The organism is Pseudomonas sp. YJ42, from assembly GCF_047225135.1.
Lineage (GTDB): Bacteria > Pseudomonadota > Gammaproteobacteria > Pseudomonadales > Pseudomonadaceae > Stutzerimonas > Stutzerimonas stutzeri_E.
On the sequence record NZ_CP178378.1, the window covers coordinates 709827 to 730673 of the forward strand.

Below are 20847 nucleotides of genomic sequence, written 5' to 3' on the forward strand. Positions count from 1 at the left end.
GGAGGCCCCTTGTGCTGTCACGCGTCTGGCGCAGCCTTTGCAGGCGGCTCACTGTTCTCATAAATCAGAAGCGGCTGAGACGTACCCTCGATGACGCTCTCGTCGATGACCACCTTGCTGACATCCTTTTGCGACGGGATCTCGTACATGGTGTCCAGCAGCACTCCCTCGAGAATCGAGCGCAGCCCACGGGCTCCGGTCTTGCGCTCCAAAGCGCGGGACGCGACGGCCTTGAGCGCGTCGGTGCGGAACTCGAGATCCACACCCTCAAGCTCGAACAGCTTGGCATACTGCTTGGTCAGCGCATTCTTGGGCTCAGTCAGAATCTGAATCAGCGCAGCCTCGTCCAGTTCATCAAGGGTGGCGATGACTGGCAGCCGTCCCACGAACTCGGGAATCAGGCCGAACTTGACCAGATCATCAGGCTCTACTGCTCGCAGCGACTCACCGATCTTCTTGCCCGGATCCTTGCTGCGAACCTCGGCGTTGAAGCCGATACCGCCCTGAGTCGATCGCCCCTGGATGACCTTTTCCAAGCCCGCAAACGCCCCGCCACAGATGAACAGGATGTTGCGCGTATCGACCTGCAGAAATTCCTGTTGCGGATGCTTACGGCCACCCTGTGGCGGAACCGAGGCGACCGTACCCTCGACCAGCTTGAGCAGCGCCTGCTGCACGCCCTCGCCCGACACGTCGCGGGTAATCGACGGGTTATCGGATTTGCGCGAAATCTTGTCGATCTCGTCGATGTAGACAATGCCCATCTGGGCCTTCTCGACATCGTAATCACACTTCTGCAGCAGCTTCTGAATGATGTTCTCGACGTCCTCGCCCACGTATCCCGCCTCGGTGAGGGTGGTGGCGTCGGCGATCGTGAACGGCACATTCAGCAGCCGTGCGAGCGTCTCGGCAAGCAGCGTCTTGCCCGAACCGGTCGGCCCGATCAGCAGGATATTACTCTTGCCCAGTTCGACTTCTTCTTTCTTGTCGCGCTGGTTGAGTCGCTTGTAATGGTTGTAAACAGCCACGGCCAGAATCTTCTTGGCACGTTCCTGACCAATGACGTACTGGTCGAGGATGCCGCTGATTTCCTTTGGCGCAGGCAGTTTTTGCGCGCTGCTCTCGGCCTGTGCTTCTTGCACCTCCTCACGGATGATGTCATTGCACAGGTCGACGCACTCGTCGCAGATAAAGACCGAGGGCCCGGCAATCAACTTGCGTACTTCATGCTGGCTTTTGCCGCAGAAAGAGCAATAAAGCAGCTTGCCGGAATCCTCGCCGTTGCGGGTGTCAGTCATTCGATCGATCCAATCGGGAAGGCTTGAAATACAAGATGAAGGCAAATGCGGGCATTTTCAAGGGTGCGCACAGCGCACATGACGGGTGCCCGCTCACAACGCCCTCCAAGACCGGTATTAGACCGGCAGTTGCCGTTTTTCGTGGACAGCGTCAACGACCCCATACTCCAGCGCTCGCGAAGCACTCATAAAGTAGTCGCGATTGGTGTCGCGCTCGATCGTCTCCAGGTCCTGCCCCGTGTGATGGGCCAGCAACTGGTTCAGCCGCTCACGAATGTAGAGAATCTCACGCGCGTGGATATCGATGTCTGACGCCTGGCCCTGGAAACCGCCCAGGGGCTGATGAATCATCACCCGGGCATTGGGAAGGCAGAAGCGCTTGCCCTTTGCACCACCGGCGAGCAGGAACGCGCCCATGCTGCAGGCCTGACCGATGCAGGTGGTGGAAACATCCGCCTTAATGAATTGCATGGTGTCGTAAATGGCCATGCCCGCAGTGACGGAGCCGCCCGGAGAATTGATATACAGATGAATGTCCTTCTCGGGATTTTCAGCCTCGAGGAATAGCATTTGCGCGACGATCAGGTTGGCCATGTAATCCTCTACCTGGCCCACCATGAAAATCACCCGCTCCTTCAGGAGACGGGAATAGATGTCATACGCGCGCTCGCCACGCGCAGACTGCTCGATGACCATTGGCACCAGGCCGCCAGCTGCCTGGATGTCTGGTGCTTGCATAAACGAATTGCCGGACATGTCCAACGATACTCCCTATGTCACGCCGCAAAGACATAAGCCAGCACGAGGCTGGCTTATGAATGTGCATTAAACGGTTGAAGAGGCTCAGGCAGCTTGCGGGGCTTCCGCAGGCTTCACTGCTTCTTCGTAGGAGACCGACTTGTCGGTCACTTTAGCCTGCTGCAGGACAGTATCTACAACTTGTTCTTCGAGCACAACAGAACGGACTTCGTTCAACTGCTCGTCGTTCTTGTAGTACCAGGACACGACCTGCTCCGGCTCTTGGTAAGCGGAAGCCATTTCTTCGATCAGCTCGCGAACGCGTGCATCGTCAGGCTTGAGCTCGTTCTGCTTGACTACCTCGGCGACGATCAGCCCCAGCACGACACGGCGCTTGGCCTGTTCTGCGAACAACTCTGCCGGCAGCTGGTCGGGCTTGATGTTGCCACCGAATTGCTGAACGGCCTGAACGCGCAAACGGTTCACTTCGTTGTCAATCAGTGCTTTCGGCACTTCGATCGGGTTGGCACTGACCAGACCTTCCATGACCTGGTTCTTCACTTTGGTCTTGATCGCCTGGCGCAGTTCACGCTCCATGTTTTTCTTGACCTCGGTGCGGAAACCTTCCAGACCACCTTCCTGAACACCGAACTGGGCGAAGAACTCCTCGTTCAGCTCGGGCAACTGAGGTGCCTCAACGCTGTTGACGGTCACGGTGAACTCAGCGGTCTTGCCGGCCAGATCGAGATTCTGGTAGTCCTCAGGGAACGTCGGGTTGATGACCCGCTCTTCGCCAGCCTTGGCGCCAACAAGAGCGGATTCGAAGCCCGGAATCATGCGGCCGGAACCCAGCACGAGCTGGGTACCCTTCGCCGAACCGCCTGCAAAGGCCTCACCGTCGATCTTGCCGACGAAATCGATGTTCAGCTGATCGCCGTCTTCGGCGGCACGATCAACTGTTTCGTAGCGAGTGTTCTGCTTGCGCAGGATATCGAGCATGTTGTCGACGTCGGTATCAGCTACTTCGGCCTGCAAACGCTCGATCTCAATGCCGTCGAAACCGGCAACCTTGAACTCGGGAAAAACTTCGAACGTCGCAACGTATTCCAGATCCTTGCCCTTCTCGAACACCTTCGGCTCGACCGCAGGCGCGCCGGCGGGATTCAGCTTCTCGGCAACCACGGCTTCATAGAAGGTGGCCTGGATCAGGTCGCCCAGTGCTTCCTGACGTGCTGCAGCTTCATAACGCTGGCGGATGACGCTCATCGGCACCTTGCCGGGGCGGAAACCTGGGATTTTTGCACGGCTGGCGGTCTGTTGCAGACGCTTGTTGACTTCGGTCTCGATGCGCTCGACCGGCACGCCAATGGTCATGCGGCGCTCAAGAGCGGAGGTGCTTTCAACAGAAACTTGCATGGATTTTCCTCGTTGCACAGACATAAGCCGGCATTCCGGCCCCAGAATGGGCAAGCATTCTAGTGGCTCGTATCACAGAAGTCACCCCGCCCGTCAGGGCGCATCCAAAAGTGCCCAGCGTCCTCTTTCAGCGAAAAATGCGAGCTCGAACGTGAGGATGCGAAGGTGGCCCAATTAATGCGGAGTACGCAGCAACCTGATCACCCGGCTCGGCTCCTCGCTTATGCCGAAAGCAGCACTCTCTTCGTTGGTCTATGTTATAGAAAACGCTATGCCAGAGCCCTGGCGCGCTAGAGGACGAGACGAGTCATGACTGACGATATTGGAAAACTGCTACTGAGGGTATCGGTAGGCGTGCTGATTCTGCTGCACGGGATCGCCAAGCTACAGAGCGGCGTCGGCGGTATCGCCGGAATGCTCAGCGGGCACGGTTTGCCCGCGTTTCTTGCCTACGGCGTATACCTCGGTGAATTAGTTGGGCCGGTACTAGTGATCATCGGCCTGTTCACTCGTGTTGGAGCATTGCTCATGGTCGGCAACATGCTCGTCGCCTTTGCTCTGGCTCATATGGGTGAGCTGTTCTCCCTCGGTCAGATGGGGGGCTGGGCTCTCGAGCTGCAAGGGATGTTCCTCTTCGGCTCGATTGCCGTCGCGCTGCTCGGTGCCGGCAGGTATAGCGTTGGCGGTACCAATGGGCGGTTCAATTAAGGCGTGCCCGCGCGCTGAGAAGCGTAAGTCGCCTCCAGCTGCAGCTGGCATCGTGCGAATCGCGATCAGGGCGCCTGCTACTGGTGGGCGCCTTTGAGAGAAGGTGATGTCGAATTTCGTAGCTCTTTAGCTGGATGCAGCCCTTCCCGATGCGCTTTCGCCTGCTAATCGGTACATCCGTTTCGTCGACGAAACGGGTATCGGGCCGCGCCGCCCGCTATGATCAATATCCATGACAGCTTCGGTTCCGATCCGCACCCCCTGCCCGCCAGGTTCCTGTATTTGCGGGCGCGAGCAACTGCTGGAAACGCCTGGCAGCGATCTGCGCATCCTTCGCCTGACCCGGCATGAGGAGAATCGGCTGCTGCATCGGCTGGAGAACCTGACCAGCCTTGATGATCTCGAACACATGCAGCAGCGGATTTACCAACAGCTGGGCATTCGCATGCAGATTGCACCGAGCTTCAACGAGGTACGCAGCATGCGCGGTATCCGCATTGATATCGCCGATCTGCCCGGGCTATGCCGAAAGACCCGCCAATCCATTCCCGCCGCGATTCGGCGCGCATTGGAGCGGCAGCCGGAAATCGCCTACCGATTGCTCGACGCTCACGATCTGCTACGCAATACCTGAGGCCCCAGATCCGGTAATAGCGCTCACAGGCACCTTCTGCGATAGTTGTACGACCAGTTGCAGTGCGGCTGGTACGTCGTTCGCTCACAAGGCATTCGGCATTGGTGACGCCCGTACGTTGCGCTGCACTATCCATCCGCAGCCTACGCGTCACTTTTCGCGCTACCCGCGCGTCCCTATGGCTATGGCTCGTCGGCCATCGCAGTGCCCGCCGCTGACCGTCAGCGCCTGGCCGTTCGCCAATAACAACCAGAAAGACCGATCCGAACAAGGACGCCCCATGAAACTGACCCGCTGTTTTACCGCGCTGACCATCGCTGCCGCCCTGTCTACTAGCTTCTCCGCCGCGGCCCGCGAATATTCCGTTTCCACCGTACTTTCCGATGCATTCCCATGGGGGCAAGCCGCGCAAAAATGGGCCGACCTGGTCGAGGAACGCTCCAAGGGCGAAATCACCCTGCGCGTTTACCCCAACGCGCAATTGGTCGCGGGAGATCAGACCAAGGAATTTTCCGCCATGCGTTCTGGGCTGATCGACATGGCGGTCGGCTCGACCATCAACTGGTCGCCGCAAGTACCGGAGTTGAACCTGTTCTCTCTGCCGTTCCTGATGGCTGATAGCGCCGATCTCGATGCCATTACTCAAGGCGAGGCCGGCAAGCTGGCCTTCGATGCCATCGAGAAGCGCGGGATCGTCCCGTTGGCCTGGGGTGAGAATGGCTTCCGCGAATTATCCAATTCGGCCAAACCGGTAAAGACTCCAGCTGATCTCGCCGGATTGAAGATTCGCGTTGTCGGCTCGCCACTGTTCCAGGACACCTTCACTGCGCTGGGCGCAAACCCCACTCAGATGAGCTGGGCCGATGCCAAGCCGGCACTCACCACTGGCGCCGTCGATGGCCAGGAAAACCCCCTATCGGTGTTTGATGTTGCCCGTGTCGATCAGGTCGGCCAGAAATATTTGACGCTCTGGCACTACATGGCCGACCCACTGATTTTTGCGGTCAACCAGCGCATCTGGAAACAGCTGCCGGAAGCCGACCGAGAGCTCCTGCGCCAGGCAGCCATCGACGCCGGCAAATGGGAAATCGAGCTCTCGCGAAGCGGAGAAGCCAAGCGCCTGGACGACATTCGTTCACGCGGCGTCGAAGTGACCGAGCTCAGCGATCAAGAGCATCAGTCATTCGTCGAGGCGACCCGAACGGTGCACGAAAAGTGGGCACCGAAGATTGGCACTGACCTGCTCGAAGCGGCCCGTGCGGCCATGGCAAAGTAAAACTGTTTTGCCCGGCGGTGCGCCGCCGCCGGGATTCGAGGGATTCCATGAACAATCGACAGGACGCGCGCCTTGAGCGTGTGCTGGCCACTCTGGCGCTTATGATTATCAGCCTGATCAGCCTGGCCAATGTAGTGGTGCGCTATTTCACTAACGCCTCCTTTGCCTTCACCGAAGAGCTTTCCGTGTTTCTGCTTGTCATTCTGACATTTGCCGGTGCCTCAGTAGCCATGCGCAGCAACCGGCACATTCGTATCGGACTGATCGAGCGGCTGTTCCCTGCTCTGCGCGCACCGCTGATTGTCCTTCAGTGGCTCGCCAGCATACTGGTCCTGGGATTGGTGGTTTGGTTCGGGGGGCAGTTTGCGTTGGAGGAATACCAGTGGGAGTCGGAGTCTCCCGGCCTCGGCCTACCGAACTGGTGGTACGTCGTCTGGCTGCCGTTGTTGGCACTGGCGATAGCCGTACGGCTGAGCCAGATGACGCTCGACCGGCTGCGCGGGAGGCTTTCCGATGAGCCCTGACGTCTGGATGCTCGTCAGCTTTTTGCTGTTGTTGCTGATCGGCGTACCGGTAGCCTTTTCCCTGGCGTTGTCTGGCGCCATCGGAATTCTCGCAGGCCTTTCACCAGACATGCTGGCAACGCTCGGCACCAATACCTACAACGGCGTCGCCAAGTATCCGTTGATCGCGATCCCGCTGTTCATTCTCACCGGTCTGGTATTCGAAAAGGCCGGTGTGGCGTTACGTCTGGTGCGTTTCGCCCAGGCGCTGATCGGCCCTCGACACGGCGGTCTGGCGATGGTTGCCATCCTGGTCTGCCTGATCATGGGCGGCATGAGCGGATCGGGTCCGGCAGATGCGGCAGCGGTGGCCATGGTGATGCTCCCAAGCATGACCCGCGCCGGGTACCCCAAACCGTTTTCGGCCACTCTGATTGCCGCTTCGGCGTCCACTGCGATCCTAATTCCACCCTCCATCGCACTGATTCTCTACTCCATCGTCGTACCGGGTGTGGATCTACGAGCGCTGTTCGCCGCCGGACTGTTCCCCGGCATCATCGCCGGACTGGTTCTGCTTCTACCGGCCTGGCTCCTGGCGCGCCGTTACGGCTGGGAAAACCCGGAGGACACCGAGCGGCCGCCGCTGGGCGAAAGCTTCCGTCTGGCGCTGCCGGCACTGTTCGCACCGGTGCTCATCCTAGGCGGTCTGCGCAGCGGCCTGTTTACCCCGACCGAAGCTGCGGTGGCCGGCGTTGCCTATGGCGTGCTGATCGGTTTGTTCGTTACCCGCGAACTGGACTGGCGCAATCTCTGGAAGCTCTGCGGGGAGGCGGCGGTGATCTCAGGGGTGGTCATGCTCATCATCGCGCTAGCCGGCATTTTCGCGTGGGCCGGCACGATGCTCGGCACCTTCCGTCATCTGGCCGAATGGCTGATCTCGCTTTCCGATAACAGCGCTGTGCTGCTGATTCTGGTGATGATCGCCGTGCTATTGGCCGGCATGTTGCTGGATGCGATTTCCATCTACCTGATCCTCATGCCGATCCTGATCCCGGTGATGCAACACTTCGGCTGGAACCCGGTTTGGTTCGGCATCCTGTTGGCCATGAACATCGCCATCGGCCAGTTCACGCCGCCGGTTGCGATCAACCTGATGGTCACCGCCGAGGCGGCGAAAATCCGACTGGAACAAACGGTCGGCTGGGCCATGCTGTTCGTCCTGGTCATGAGCAGCGCGCTAGTGCTGGTAGCAATCTTCCCGGAGATCGCGCTGTGGCTGCCAAGAGTGTTGGGGTATACGGTGTGAATCTGCCCAACCCACGCTCATCGTCGTTCCAGCACGTTGCACCAGCTACGTAGCGCCGACGAAACGCACCCCATCTGCTCCCCTGCCGCTACGGCCCAGGTCCGCCTACATCGGTCTATCCCTGCGGATAGGCCGGTGCAGCCGGCGCGAAGAGGCAGACGGCTATCGCTGAAGTTTTCTCTAAGAAACCACACAGCTGCGGATCGATTGATCGAGCCGAGAATATCTCGGTGGGTATTTATTCATTCGGAACTATCGAGATCTTTCCGTCTTTCTCCAGAATTGCGAATTTTATTTGGTCCAGGCGAGCCAAGCCTTGAGAGTAACGCGCCGCCTCAAGAATATCTTCCTCTTCAATACGCGCCCTTTGAGCTCTGCTTTTCAAAAGGAGGCCATTTTCAACAATGATCATGGGGTTTCCGTCGATGACCCTGCCGAGATAAGGAGAACGCCTTTTAATTAGCGATATGAGAATATCGAAGGTGACGAGCGAAACGATGATCAACACGGCATTGACCACAGAGAAATCATCTCCCAACAATGCCTGCTGGGTGGCCTCGCCAATAATGAGTAGCAGAACGAAATCGAACGTGGTTATTTGCGAGAGCGTTCGCCTTCCGGAGATTCGGAAGATTACCAAGACCACCAGATATATAGCCGCTGCGCGTAGAACAGACTCCATGACTCACGCCCTATGGGTAGATGAATTGGCGCAATTCCACAACTTGGTCGCCGGAGCGCACCGTAGTGCGTGAACGGCCGAAACCGTACGGCCTGATAGCAAGATAAGCAGTTGCCCAGCCATTGCCATCCGGCTTTAACTCAAGCCGTAATCCTTTGTTAAAGCTTTCGGTCGTGACGGGTTGTGGCTGAATGCTCTCAATCGTAAACGCTTCGAGCAGATCGCCATCGATAGTCAGCCTGACGACCTTACCGTCGTTATCGGCTTTGGCTTTGATAGTCATCTCGCTGGAAGCACCGTTGCGTTCGAACACCTCGTATTGAGCGCTGAGGGTGCCATTTACGGAGGCTTTGTCAGTCCAGCTCAACGGGCCGGTTCCGAATAAACCCGCCAGTGACAGAAGCATCAACAGACACAATAGATACCAACCGACGCGCTCTGCTGCCCATACCTTCACTTGCAGCGGCATGTCTTCCTGTACTGGATAAGTCCGACTGACATATTCATCATCACGGTTGCGCATAACGAACCCAACAGGCGTGTTGTTAGGTAGAGCCTGCCGCCTACAAGGAAGTTCAGGCGCCGTGGGGCCCGTTGTGCGGGACGATATTAGGGCAGTGCATCAGCACGGCAGGAAACCAAACCGAGAATCGCGGCCTGCATCTGGCACGTCACATCACCTAGCGTTCGGTCATGCCCTACTGGGGTTGATTGATGTTCCAAGCGGTCCGGCGTTACCGTCTAATCTGCGAGAGTCCGCCATACTGCGTCGATCGGCCAGTTGAATTCGCATGCGCATATTTTCACGGATCAGTTCACGCTGCGTAAAAGCCTCACGTATTTGGGCGCGCAAATGCTCTTCTTCCCATGGCTTGGTGATGAAGCGGTATATGACCCCTTCGTTGATAGCTTTGAGGATGCTATCCACCTCCGTGGAGGCACTCAACACAACGCGAATGACATCGGGGTAAAGCAGCCTGACCTGCCCAAGCAGTGCGATGCCGCTCATTTCATCCAGCCGCATATCGGTCAGTATTACGTCGACTGGGTAAGAAGCCAGTAAGGAGAGCGCTTTGCGAGCAGTGGTGGCAGTTAGTATTCGATAGTTCTCGAGGCGCAGTTCTCGGCGCAGCGCATAGAGAACGCTCTGCTCGTCGTTGATCAGCAGCAAATAGCGCACCTGCTCGTCGAGAATGTGTGCTGGTAATTGCAGATTCGATTTGCTGGACAGAAACGTCAGGCACTCCTCGGGTTTCAACGGGTGCGAATAAAAATAGCCTTGGAGTTCATCACAGCCGGCGTGGTGTAAGAAGCCGAGTTGTTCGGCCGTTTCCACTCCTTCTGCTATAACCTTGATGCCCAGATCATGCCCGATGGAAATCATCGAGCGCACCAACGAACCACTGTCCGGGTCGAGATGCGTGTCATTCACGAAACTGCGATCGATCTTGAGTTCGCTGAACGGAAAGCGCTTGAGATACCCGAGAGACGAATAACCAGTGCCAAAATCATCGATTGAAAACTGGATGCCCATAGAACTGAGCGCTTTCATTTTCTCCAGTGCCTGATCGGCATCGGTCATCAGGCAGGTCTCTGTCACCTCAAGTTTTATCAGGTTCGGGGTGATCTGGTATTGATCGAGCGTCCGCTCAACCCGCTCAACGAAATCCGCCTCCATCAAAGTAACTGCAGAGACGTTCACTGCCACGTTCACGCCATGCATCGCATCACGCCAGGACTGTAGCTGCCGGCACACGGCGTCGAGCACATAGAAATCGATGCCCACGACCAAACCGGTTTCTTCCGCCAATGGAATGAAATCATCCGGTGGGATCGGCTTGCCCTCGCGCTGCCAGCGCACCAGTGCCTCGAAGCCGCATAGCCGACCACTGAGCAGGTCTAGCTGAGGCTGATAAACCAGGTGATATTCGTTGTTTTGTAGCGCATGGCGGATCTGCTTTTCCAGGACCAGACGCTTCTGAATTTGCGCATTCATCTCAGGCATAAAGGCGCAAATACGGTTGCGGCCTTGGTGCTTAGCCCGATACATCGCGGTGTCAGCGTTACGCAGCAGCGTATCGATATCCTCGCCGTCGGTCGGGTAACAGCAGAAGCCGATGCTGCAGCCGACCACCAATTCATGCCCATCGAGCATCAGCGGCGCGGCAATACGTGCTTGCAGTCGCTCGAGAAAACCGATCGGCTCGGAGCACATGCGGCTATCGGTCAGCAGAATAACGAATTCATCGCCGCCAAGCCGGGCGAGCGTGTCGGTATTGCGAGTGCACTCTCGAAGACGCTCGGCAACCTGCTTCAGCAAGCAATCGCCAACGTTGTGTCCAAGGCTGTCATTGATCACCTTGAAACGATCCAGATCGATGAAAACGAGCGCGAAGGATTCCTGATTACGCGCGGAGAATGCGATCGCTTGCTGGATGCGGTCGTTCAACAGATTTCGATTCGCCAAGCCGGTCAGCCCATCATGATTGGCTTGGTGCTCGAGTTCCTCTTGATAGCGCTTGGCTTCGGTGATGTCGTGAAGAATGCCGACAAAATGACTGATCTTGCCTCGGTCGTTTACCACCGGAGATATGTTGAGCTCGTTCCAGAACTCGGAGCCGTCCTTACGATAGTTACGCAGGACGGCAGAGCCTTCCTGCTCGGTCTGCAGGGCCTGGCGAATACCAATCAGATCAATCTGGTCTCGGTCCGTTGCTTGAAGGAAGCGGCAGTTTTTACCTAGCACCTCTTCCTGCCTGTAGCCCGTGATGCGCTCGAATGCCGGGTTGACGTAAACGATGGGTTGGTCCGGCTGCTGGTTATCGGTGATGATGATGGCATTGACGCTTGCCTCCACCGCACGTGTTCGGACACGCATGCTCATGTCGCGCTGGCGCTGTTCGCTAATGTCCTGGATAACCGAGATCGATCCAAGCTGCAAACCACGCTCATCGCGAAACGGCACAGCCGAAGCCAAGACGGTCTTCTGGGCACCGTCGAACGCTTCGATGTCCAGCACCTGGTTTCGCAGCTCCTTGCCCTGCCTGGCGGCGAGGCGCAGAGGCCATTCCTGTTCGGTCAAGCGCTCTCCGGTCTCGGCCCACGCGCCCTGAAAGCGGCTCTGATCGGCCCGCTGAAGCGGCTGTTCGGCATTCCAGATGCGGCTGCATTCGACGTTGCTATCCAACAGTCCGCCATCCTGATCGCCAACCAATACGCCGACAGGCAAGCTATCGAGCACGCTGCGCAGCAGCGATTCGCTCCGCGATAACGCCTGGGTGCGCAGTTCAACCGCCTCCTCCATGCTCGCAAAAAGTCGCGCTCGTCCAAGCGCCATGGACAGCTGTTGGCCGATTGAGGTCAGAACCTCAAGCGATTCCTCCGGCCAGCTCTCGGCATCGCAACGCAACACATTGAGCATGCCGATGCATTCATCGCCAAGATTGAGTGGAATCCCCGCGTGAGTGTTTCCCCCGGGAAGGTCCTCCAACGCTGGGCAGGCTTCGATATTGGCCGGCGCGACGGGGTGCTGGCTGCGCCAGGCCTGCATGCATGGGCAGGTTTCAACGCAACGCCGAAGGGACTGCTTCGCTTTTGCCAGGCCATACCCCCGCACACCGGCGAGCTGCGCTGAAGCATCGCCCCCTTCGGCTTCCGTCATCACCAACCAGGCTCCACTGGCATCAGGGAAATCCACGATATGTTCGAGCGCAGCCTCAATGACATCCCGCTCGCTTCGGGCATCACTCAAGGCAGCGGTGAAGTCGAACAGGCAGCTGAGTAGAAGATTGCTGTGGGTGAGCTCGTCATGCTTGTTCTGTAGCTGATTGTTGAGGCGAATGCCTTGTTCGTACGTCGAAATGAGCAGATCAAAGATCTGCTGGCGATCGGCAGTGATGAAGTGCCGCTCGCCTGCCAGCATGATTTCGACACCCATCTGCATCCGCTCCTTGGTACGCAATTCCAGGTTCACCAGGAAATAACGGATACGCGACATCAAATAGTTTTGGTCATACGGTTTGACGATGAAGTTATCGGCGCCCGACGCCAGGCCGTGGACCACATCCAGCGCATTGCTCAAATGGGTGATCAAAATCAAGGGGATGTGGGAGGTCTTCGGGTCGTTTTTGAGCTGCCGGCAGAGCGCATAGCCGTCCATCTCAGGCATCACGATGTCGCTGATGACAATGGTTGGCGGCCGCTCCGCCACCATCGCCAACGCCTCGACGCCGTTGCTGGCGACGCGTACCGAGCACCCGGCGGATTCGAGCAGATACTGCAGCTCCATGGCCTGGGTTGGACTATCCTCGACAACCAATATTTCCGCAGCTTGATTCATCAGCATGTCCCGGCGCATTCCTTTTACGATGTCGCTTGCATCGCAATCGTATTGAGCATTTCGGCAATCCCTTGCGCAGACATGACCTCGCAGGCCGCCTGCAGATCGATCGCAGCACGCGGCATCGAATCGATTATCGCGTCGCTCGGCTCCTGAACGAAGGTGAGCGCTCCGTTGCGTTTCAACTCCGCCAGCCCGGCAGCACCATCACGCCCCATTCCCGACAGTTGAACCCCGATCGCCTGTCTGCCCAGTGTCCTGGCGATGGAGTGAAACAGGTAATCAGCCGATGGGCAGAACGCCTGCTCGGGCCGACAGGCTTCCAACCGCAAATGACAATCGGCGGTGATGCCGATCTGATATCCGTCCGGGGATAAATAAAGCCTGCCGCGCTGTAGCAATTGACCGTCACAGCCAATTTCCACCGGCATTGACGTGATGCTTTGTAACCATTGACAGAAGCTGGTCAGAAATCCGGGCGCGATGTGCTGTACCAGTATTAACGTCCAAGGTTGGCCAGGTTGCAAACGCTGCAACAAGATCTTGAGTGCCGCGGGCCCACCAGCAGAAGCGGCAACCGCCACGAGCCTGGGTACCTGCGATACGACCCGGTCTATCTGCGGAGTTGGCGCCACGCGGATCCGCTCCGTTACCAACCGCTGCCGCCGGACGACCTTCACCTGCGACATGACCCGCAAGGTTCGTAGCAACTCATCAATATGCTGATCGAAATCCGGCGCGTCCGGGCCGGCGGGCTTCTCCAGCACCGCCAATGCACCAACCTCCAACCCCTTCATGGCGGTCGTTGAATCCGCCGCATTGGCGCTAGCGGTGAGGACCACCACGGGCAACGCGTGCCGCTTGAGGATGCGGGAGATGGTCGTATAACCGTCGATGCCGGGCATGTGGATGTCCATGGTGACGATATCGGGCGTATAGCTTTCAAGCATTTCGAGCGCCTGCTCACCCGACTCGGCCAACCGCACTTCAGCACCAGTGCTTTCCAGAACGGCCTGGAGAAGCATGCGAACAACCTCAGAATCATCAACAACGAGTACCCGCATTTTTGATCCTCAGTCAGATTAGCCGCCGGATGGCGTCGAGCAGGCTGTCCTGGGCGAAACCGCTTTTCACCAAGTACGCATTCGCTCCCGCTTCCAGCCCTCGGGCGCGGTCCTCGTCAGACTCAAGCGCGGTGACCAACACGATCGGAAGCCGCGCCAGGTTCGGATCGGCCCGGACGCGGTCGGCCAGCATGAAACCGTCCATGCGGGGCATTTCGACATCGGATATCAACAAATCGAAGGGCTCCTGTTTCAGCGCGTTCCATGCTTCAAGGCCGTCGTTGGCCGTGGCGACCTGATAACCCGCGGCTTCGAGAATCGTCTTGAGCAGGCCGCGCGAGGTAAAGGAGTCTTCGGCGATGAGCAATCGCTGGACGGTAGTACCAGCCGGCTCGCCTGCAGGTCTCGCCAGGGTGCTGGCGTTCGTCGACAACGCGCTCTGGTACAGATCGACAGGGTGCAGGATCGGCACCAGTCGGCCGTCGCCGAGTACGGTCGCACCCATCAGGTTGCGTACCCGTCGCAATTGCAGCCCTAGGCTCTTGACCGTGATCTCCTGGTCGCCGAGCAGCTCATCTATCAGCAGGACGAAGCGCTCACCCCGCACCTGCAGCAATAACAGCGTAAGCTCGTCGACGTGCGGCTCCAATCTGTCGAGCCCGAGCACATCAGCCAAAGCCCAGACCGGCAAGACCCTTCCCTCCCATGCCAGCGAGGGGCGGTTTTCCATGGTCCGTATGGCGTCATGAGGCAGCCGCAAACAGCGCTCGACCGCCAGTGCTGGAATTGCGAAGGTGCGCTCGGCATTGCGCACGATGACCGCCCTGAAGGTAGACAGGCTTAACGGGAGGTTCAATTCGAAGCAGGTGCCCTCTCCAAGGCTCGACTCGGTCTCGATGCGTCCACCGATGCGCTCGACCGCTTCCTGGACGATGGCCATGCCCAAGCCGCGTCCGGACAGTTCGGTAATCATCGCGCTGGTTGAAAGGCCGGACGCAAACACCAGCTTGTAGGTCTCTGCCATGGTCATTTGCGCAGCCTGCTCTTCGCTCAACAGGCCGGTCTCCAGCGCTCGCGCCTTCAGCTGGTGGATATCGATTCCTCGGCCATCGTCGCGCACGCTCAATCGGAAACGATCCGCCGACTCCTGGCTCAGCTCGATCTGCAGTCGCCCTACCGGCGATTTGCCAAGAGCTTCACGCTGAGACGGGCTTTCCAACCCATGGTCGATGGCGTTGCGCAACAGATGAGTCAACGGCGTTCGCAGCTCATCGAGAATACGCTTGTCGATCTGCAGTTCCGTACCACGGATCTGCAGATCGACGCGCTTGCCTGCTCCGCTCGCCAGGTCCTGCACCATCGCCGGGATACCCTGTACCAGATTACCGGCGGGCAGCAAAAGCACAGCGAGCAACTCCGCGGCATGGCTATCCGACAGCTGTGACAGCCCAGCGGCAAGTTGGCGGCTGGCCTTCTCGAGATTCATCGCCTCGAAATGAAGTCGATCCAGTTGCGCCTGACTCCAATCCAACTGATCAAGCACCCCCTTAAGCAAATCACGGCTACCCAGCGGCAGTGTTTCCAGCTCCTCGCGCAGTTGTTTCCAGCCCGGACTGCCGGCAAGAAGCGCCCTGCCACGCTGGGAGTCGAAACCCCGCGAATGCTCGCGCAGATGCTGAGCCAACGCCACGGCCTCGAGCTTGTGTTGCAACAGGGTTTCGCCGTGGTACAGCAACGCGTCAAGATTATCCGTGGACACCCTGACCATATTCGATTCAGCAGGAGGCGCCGCCGCGGGCCTCTCTCCTCTGGACTCCACCGCTTCGCCACGCGACGCGGACTCGAGCTGCTCGATCAGTTGCCGTTGCTCGCCTCGATCCAGGGGAGTACCCGCCTCGAGCTTCTGTACGGCAGCCAGTGCCTGCCGACAGATATCTACCCGTTCAGGAGTCAGCTCGAGCTCGCCCTTGCGCACTGCGCCCAGCAGCGTCTCCCAGGCATGACAGATCTGCTCGATGGGTCTGAGCCCAACCGAGCGCGCGGCGCCTTTGAGGCTATGCACTTCACGAAACAGTGACTCAACGGATTGTGGATCAGTGAAACCTTCGCGCCAGTCCGCGAGCCGATCGGCAAGCACCATCAAGCGCTCACGCGCCTCCGTTCGAAAGCCTTCCAGCAATCGTCGCTGTAGCGCTTCACGATCCAGGCTCATGGCCGTTACAACCTGAAGCGACTGGTCAGGGTCTTGAGCTTCAACCCCACCTCGTGCAGATTGCGCGCTGCCACATCGACCTGTCGCGTACCGCCGACATTGTCCTGGCTTGCCTGGCGGATGTAATCCATGGCGCTGGAGATCTGGTCCATCCCGGCCATCTGCTGCTGGCTGGTGGCGGCGATCTGCAAGGCCACGTCGCTGGACTCCTCGATACTGCTGCTCAACGTGCGAATCGACTCGCCGCTCACGCGAGCTCGCTCATAACCAGTCTCGACCGCCTTGCTGCCTTGCTCGGCCAGCATTACCGCCTTCGTCATCGCTTTCTGGATATCGCCGAGAATGCCGCGCACCTGCGCGGTGGCCTGCTTGGACTGATCTGCCAGCGCCTTGACCTCCTGCGCCACTACCGAGAAACCCTTGCCCGCCTCCCCCGCCTTCACGGCCTCGATGGAGGCATTCACGCCGAGCAGATTCGATTGTTCGGCAAGGTCGCCTACCGTCGCGACAATTTCGCCGATGGCTTGGGTCTGATCGCCCAGTCGCATGATGCTTTCACCGACGGCCTGCATCTGCTCGCGGATTTGCTGCATCCCCTTGAGCGCTTCGTCCACTGCCTGAAAGCCGCTCTGGGCGACCAACCGGGTACGCTCAGCGCTTTCGGTCACAGTTTTCGACTTGGTGCTGGCCAGTACGGCGGTCTGTTTGACTTCCTCTACCGTGGTGGCGATTTCGCTGATGGCCGTGGCGGTTTCCTGGGTGCTCGAAGCCGCCTGGCTGGTAGCCGCGAGAATCTCCTCGCTGGAACTGGCCAGCACCGAGACTCCTTCGTTGATTTCCTGCACCATTTCTCGAAGGTACAGACTCATGTCGGCAAAGGCCTTAGCCAGGCTGCCCACCTCATCCTGACGCGAGCTGGTGGGGACCGAGCGGGGGATGTCGCCGCGCCCGATCTGCTCAGCGAGCCCCGTCAGCCAGGCCAACGGCTTGGAAATATGGCGACTGAGCAACCACGCCAGCACGCCGCTGATGAGCACCAGCATCAGGCATAGCTGAAACGTGCTGGTGCGTGTCGCCTCGAGTTGCTGCTGCGACACGGCGAAAGACTCGCTGATACGACGATCGGTCAGACGGGTGAGCTCCGCGCCAAGCTTATTGATTCGCTCGAGCCGTTCGGCTTGCTCCCTCGTCTGTAGTTGCACCGCCACTTCGGGACGGCCGTCTCTCATCAATTGCAGTTGTTGATTTCGCACCTCCACCAGCGCGGTACGTAATTCCACTATTCGATCAACGATACGGATAACTTCGATGTCATTGGTCGAATCGGATTGCAGCTGTCTGACAATTCGATCGTTGTCCTCACTGCCCTTCCTGATCGATTCCTCCAGTCCACTCGAGCCGGTCTGGCTGCCCTGCATACTGGCGTTCAACGCCAGCAGAAGGTCTCCGCGTAAATCAGCGAGATTGGCACGCAACTGGTTCACCAGGGAAACGCGCTGATAGTGACGCTGGAACTGCTCCTCCTCCTGTTCTTGCAACTTGGCGAAGCGCGCCTGGGTGGTGAACAGGAGCGAGCCAAACCCCAAGATGAAAATGGCGAAAATGATCACCAGTTTGCTGCCGATGCTGAACCGCAAGGCTTGCCTCATACTTCTTTTCCTTATTCGATGATGACGCGCATAGCCGGATCGCCCAGCATCCGGGCGCCGTCGAGAACCGTCCATTGATCGGCCGTGACGCCGAGCAGATACGCCGAGCGAATGCCCGACAGGTTGGCGACCTCCTGTTGCAGGGCCGCCGTTTGAATCTGTTTGACCCCCAGCACGCGGTCGATCAATAGCCCGAACTCCATCTCCGGCCCTTGCATGACGACCAGAAAATTCTTGTCGGACAGTCCTCCAATCGGGAGATCGAACAGCACGCGTAGATCAAGTACCGAGACGATACGGCCACGCACATTGACGATTCCCAGCACATGAGGCGGGGTGCCGGGCAGCGGCGTATATTGCGACAGAGGCATCACTAGGCTTACGTGCTCGCTTTCTACTGCGTAAGTCTCGCCGCTCAGGCTGAACGTCAGCGTCTCGATCCAGCCACCCTCCTGTTCCGCCTCTGGCATGGCCGCCCACTTCTGCGTCCGCTCACGCAATCGCGCCTCGAGCGTCGCGGCATCGGGCTTGAAGCCTGTGTCTAGACGTTGGCCTAATTCCGCCAAACGCAGGTGTATTTCGGCCCAATGGCCATCCTTATTCAACGATTCGGCCATGGCTGGTCTCTCGTCACTATCTGATCGCAAAGGCGCAACAACTGAGCGCAGCTCATGCCGTCGGCGCGAGGCACTGGAGCGTCCTCGGCTTGCTCGCTCAACAGCTGCCGGCACACCTGAAGGGATTTGCTGCTGGCTTGCGCCTGGTCATCGCTACGGAGCAGACGGGCCTGGAGGAAATAGCCAAGAATGAAATCCGGCTCCAGATAGAGCGCCTTTTGCAAGGCGGATAGCGCTCCACGGGTGTTACCGGCCTGCTGTTCCAGTAATGTCGATAACCAATAGGCAGACGTTGAGGCTGCATCGAGGGCGAGCGCACGCTCGAGGTAGCATCTGGCTGGTTCGATCCGCAGCTCGTCGGCCCAGCTCCTGGCCAGCAACAAGCAAGTCTCATGCTGCTGCCCCGGGCTCAGCCCAGGACAACCCAGATAGGCATGCAAGGATTCTCGCGCCACCTCCGACTGTCCCTGAGCCAGGGCTTGCTGCGCCTGTGCCCAAAATACCGCTGGATCCGTCTCGATCACTCGGGGTTCGTTTTCAGGCGTCGTGACTCGTCTCGGAGCGGTTCTCGACAAAGCCGCAGGTTCTGCTGGGGCAGCGGCCGCATAATCGCCCCCAGGCCAGAGCAACTGGGCCGGCGACGCAACTGGCCGAGGCACGCATAATTCCTTCGCACCTATCGAACCCGGCAGAGTCAACGCATAGTTGCTGGCTGCCATGCACCCCTTCAACCCGGCCTGGGTCGCGATGCCGGCCTCGACCGAGCTCAGCAACAGCACCCCGTTCGGTTCCAGGCTGGCGAGCAGACGATGCAACGCAGCGCTGGCACGCGCAGGTGAGAAATACATCAACACGTTGCGACAGAGAATCAGATCGGCGCTTGGCATCGGGCTCGGTTGCCGAGCATCCGTCAGATTGAAACGGACGAAGCGAATACGATCCAACCAATCAGAGCGCACTCGCCAGCGGGAACCCTCCGCCTGGAAATAACGCCGACGGAACGCATCGTCATTGCCGCGGAAAGCATTGCGGCCATATACGCCACGCCGTGCATGCGTCAGGAAATCCTCATTGATATCGGTGGCCAACAACTCCACATCCCAACTGCGACGCTCAGTGCCGAGGAGTTCATCGATCAGAAACAAAAGGCCATAAGCTTCCTCACCCGTGCAACATGCCGCGCTCCAGAGCCGCAAATAGCGTTGCCCTTCTCTCCTGCGTCGCGCCAGCAACGGCTTCAGGTGATTTCGCGCCAGCCAACCGAACGCTTCCGAGTCGCGCCTGAAATAGGTTTCGCCGACGGAAAATGCCGGGACCAGAGCCTGGATCTGGGACGCGTTCCAGTCGGCGAAAGCCAGCGCCTCCAACCAGTGCTCGGTATCCGGCAAGCGTTGTTCCCGTGCCAGCCTGAGCAGGCGGCGCAAGAGATCGCTTCGTCGCTCTCCCGAGAAGTCCATGCCCAGGTGCTGGTGCACCTTGTGAGCCAAGGCGTCGAGCAGACGTGGTGAGCATTGCAAGTCAGACACTCTCATTGCCGGCCTCGGTAGCCTGGGCCATCGCCTCGGCCAAACGCTGTTCATCGGCGGCCGACAGCAGCTGTTCGACATCCTGGATTAGCAACATGCCCGTCGCGCTTCGTACCACGCCGTGCAGCAGATTGGAGGGCACTCTAGGGTCGGGCGCCGGAAAGAACGATTCAGGTTCGCAAGCGAGGACTACCGCAACCGACTCGGCTGACAGCAGCAGTTCGCGCCGGCTGGTTTTGAGCCAGATCAAGGGTTGCCAGAGGGATTGCTGGGCCGGATGCAAGCCGAAGCGCCCAGACAGATCGATAACCGGCAGAACTTGTCCACGCAAGTTGACCAGCCCACAGACTGACTCTGGAGCCCCCGGTAGCGGTGTATTGAGAAGCGCAGGCAAGACCTTCACGACGTTCTCAAGCGGTACGGCACACTGGAGGTTACCGATGGTGAAAGGTAGTACTGATAATCCTTCCATATACATCCGGCGACGTTTACTTGGGAATTAACCGAGGCCCTTGCAGCATAGTCCAAGGCAAAAGAGTGCGCCGGTTCGTCGCGTCGAATTAGTAATTAAGCCGAAGGGAAGCCTTGCCAATTGCATAGAGGCCTATTGGAACCTGACCGGCCACGCCTAAGCGGGTCCGGTTTGCATCCGATTCCTTCCTGGGCCGAGGAGCAAACCGCGTGCATGCGGCCCCTTGCCATGCTCCCACGGTGCACGGGAAAATACCCGGGATCGAGGCTTATCGGAAGGTCAACGCCCATACGTACGCTTGGTTTAACAGCGTGGCGATGAGCGTTGAACTGTTGCGTGGCTCGAGAACGGCCATGCTGAGGGATGTTATGGTCCGGCGACGCCAAGCACGTCACCCTCTCACGCCA

The 20847-nt window shown here is 58.7% G+C and carries 17 protein-coding genes; 5 read left to right on the forward strand and 12 right to left on the reverse strand.

The genetic code is table 11. From position 1 onward, the window contains the following. Positions 1-17 precede the first annotated feature (17 nt). The 3 genes from clpX to tig form a co-directional block, all read right to left on the reverse strand. Complete coding sequence (gene clpX / locus ACL0K2_RS03025; RefSeq protein WP_045162375.1) at positions 18-1298, reverse strand: ATP-dependent Clp protease ATP-binding subunit ClpX; 1281 nt, start codon at positions 1296-1298, stop codon at positions 18-20. Positions 1299-1415: 117 nt separating this feature from the next. Next, positions 1416-2054 carry an ATP-dependent Clp endopeptidase proteolytic subunit ClpP gene (clpP, locus tag ACL0K2_RS03030; protein ID WP_045162376.1) on the reverse strand — a complete coding sequence of 213 codons (639 nt, stop codon included), beginning with the start codon at positions 2052-2054 and terminating at the stop codon, positions 1416-1418. A gap of 87 nt (positions 2055-2141) precedes the next feature. Continuing rightward, the gene (gene tig, locus ACL0K2_RS03035) at positions 2142-3452 is read right to left on the reverse strand and encodes a trigger factor (RefSeq protein ID WP_045162377.1); all 1311 of its coding nucleotides are present in this window, start codon (positions 3450-3452) and stop codon (positions 2142-2144) included. Between the two features lie 309 nt (positions 3453-3761). Here tig and ACL0K2_RS03040 point away from each other — a divergent pair, with 309 nt between their 5' ends. The 5 genes from ACL0K2_RS03040 (at position 3762) to ACL0K2_RS03060 (ending at position 7879) form a co-directional block, all read left to right on the forward strand. Then, positions 3762-4160: a DoxX family protein gene (locus tag ACL0K2_RS03040; RefSeq protein WP_045162378.1), complete on the forward strand. Its 399-nt coding sequence runs from the start codon at positions 3762-3764 to the stop codon at positions 4158-4160. A gap of 232 nt (positions 4161-4392) precedes the next feature. After that, entirely contained in the window at positions 4393-4794 is a 402-nt protein-coding gene (locus ACL0K2_RS03045) for a hypothetical protein (RefSeq protein ID WP_045162379.1), read from the forward strand. Between the two features lie 280 nt (positions 4795-5074). Next, positions 5075-6070 carry a DctP family TRAP transporter solute-binding subunit gene (locus ACL0K2_RS03050; protein ID WP_045162380.1) on the forward strand — a complete coding sequence of 332 codons (996 nt, stop codon included), beginning with the start codon at positions 5075-5077 and terminating at the stop codon, positions 6068-6070. Between the two features lie 47 nt (positions 6071-6117). Then, positions 6118-6594 carry a TRAP transporter small permease gene (locus ACL0K2_RS03055; RefSeq protein WP_045162381.1) on the forward strand — a complete coding sequence of 159 codons (477 nt, stop codon included), beginning with the start codon at positions 6118-6120 and terminating at the stop codon, positions 6592-6594. After that, the gene (locus tag ACL0K2_RS03060; RefSeq protein ID WP_413043749.1) at positions 6584-7879 is read left to right on the forward strand and encodes a TRAP transporter large permease; all 1296 of its coding nucleotides are present in this window, start codon (positions 6584-6586) and stop codon (positions 7877-7879) included. Before ACL0K2_RS03055 ends, ACL0K2_RS03060 begins: the two co-directional genes overlap by 11 nt. A 238-nt stretch (positions 7880-8117) precedes the next feature. Here ACL0K2_RS03060 and ACL0K2_RS03065 read toward each other — a convergent pair whose 3' ends face one another. From ACL0K2_RS03065 to ACL0K2_RS03105, 9 genes are all read right to left on the reverse strand, one after another. Then, complete coding sequence (locus ACL0K2_RS03065) at positions 8118-8561, reverse strand: DUF421 domain-containing protein (protein ID WP_239610311.1); 444 nt, start codon at positions 8559-8561, stop codon at positions 8118-8120. 10 nt (positions 8562-8571) lie between these two features. Beyond that, a complete protein-coding gene (locus ACL0K2_RS03070; RefSeq protein ID WP_413043750.1) occupies positions 8572-9084 on the reverse strand; it encodes a hypothetical protein in 513 nt (170 codons plus the stop codon). A 168-nt stretch (positions 9085-9252) separates the two neighbouring features. Next, positions 9253-12906: an EAL domain-containing protein gene (locus ACL0K2_RS03075; RefSeq protein WP_413043751.1), complete on the reverse strand. Its 3654-nt coding sequence runs from the start codon at positions 12904-12906 to the stop codon at positions 9253-9255. A 17-nt stretch (positions 12907-12923) separates the two neighbouring features. Continuing rightward, positions 12924-13964: a chemotaxis protein CheB gene (locus ACL0K2_RS03080; RefSeq protein WP_413043752.1), complete on the reverse strand. Its 1041-nt coding sequence runs from the start codon at positions 13962-13964 to the stop codon at positions 12924-12926. A 13-nt stretch (positions 13965-13977) separates the two neighbouring features. Continuing rightward, a complete protein-coding gene (locus tag ACL0K2_RS03085) occupies positions 13978-16176 on the reverse strand; it encodes a response regulator (protein ID WP_413043753.1) in 2199 nt (732 codons plus the stop codon). Positions 16177-16181: 5 nt separating this feature from the next. Continuing rightward, positions 16182-17825, reverse strand: coding sequence for a methyl-accepting chemotaxis protein (locus ACL0K2_RS03090; protein WP_239610306.1), 1644 nt, complete (start codon positions 17823-17825; stop codon positions 16182-16184). Positions 17826-17836: 11 nt separating this feature from the next. After that, positions 17837-18442: a chemotaxis protein CheW gene (locus tag ACL0K2_RS03095; RefSeq protein ID WP_045162388.1), complete on the reverse strand. Its 606-nt coding sequence runs from the start codon at positions 18440-18442 to the stop codon at positions 17837-17839. Further along, positions 18427-19974 (reverse strand): CheR family methyltransferase, encoded by a 1548-nt coding sequence (locus tag ACL0K2_RS03100; RefSeq protein WP_413043754.1) that lies wholly within the window; start codon positions 19972-19974, stop codon positions 18427-18429. Before ACL0K2_RS03100 ends, ACL0K2_RS03095 begins: the two co-directional genes overlap by 16 nt. Beyond that, positions 19961-20446 carry a chemotaxis protein CheW gene (locus tag ACL0K2_RS03105; RefSeq protein ID WP_413043755.1) on the reverse strand — a complete coding sequence of 162 codons (486 nt, stop codon included), beginning with the start codon at positions 20444-20446 and terminating at the stop codon, positions 19961-19963. Before ACL0K2_RS03105 ends, ACL0K2_RS03100 begins: the two co-directional genes overlap by 14 nt. Between the last annotated feature and the right edge of the window lie 401 nt (positions 20447-20847).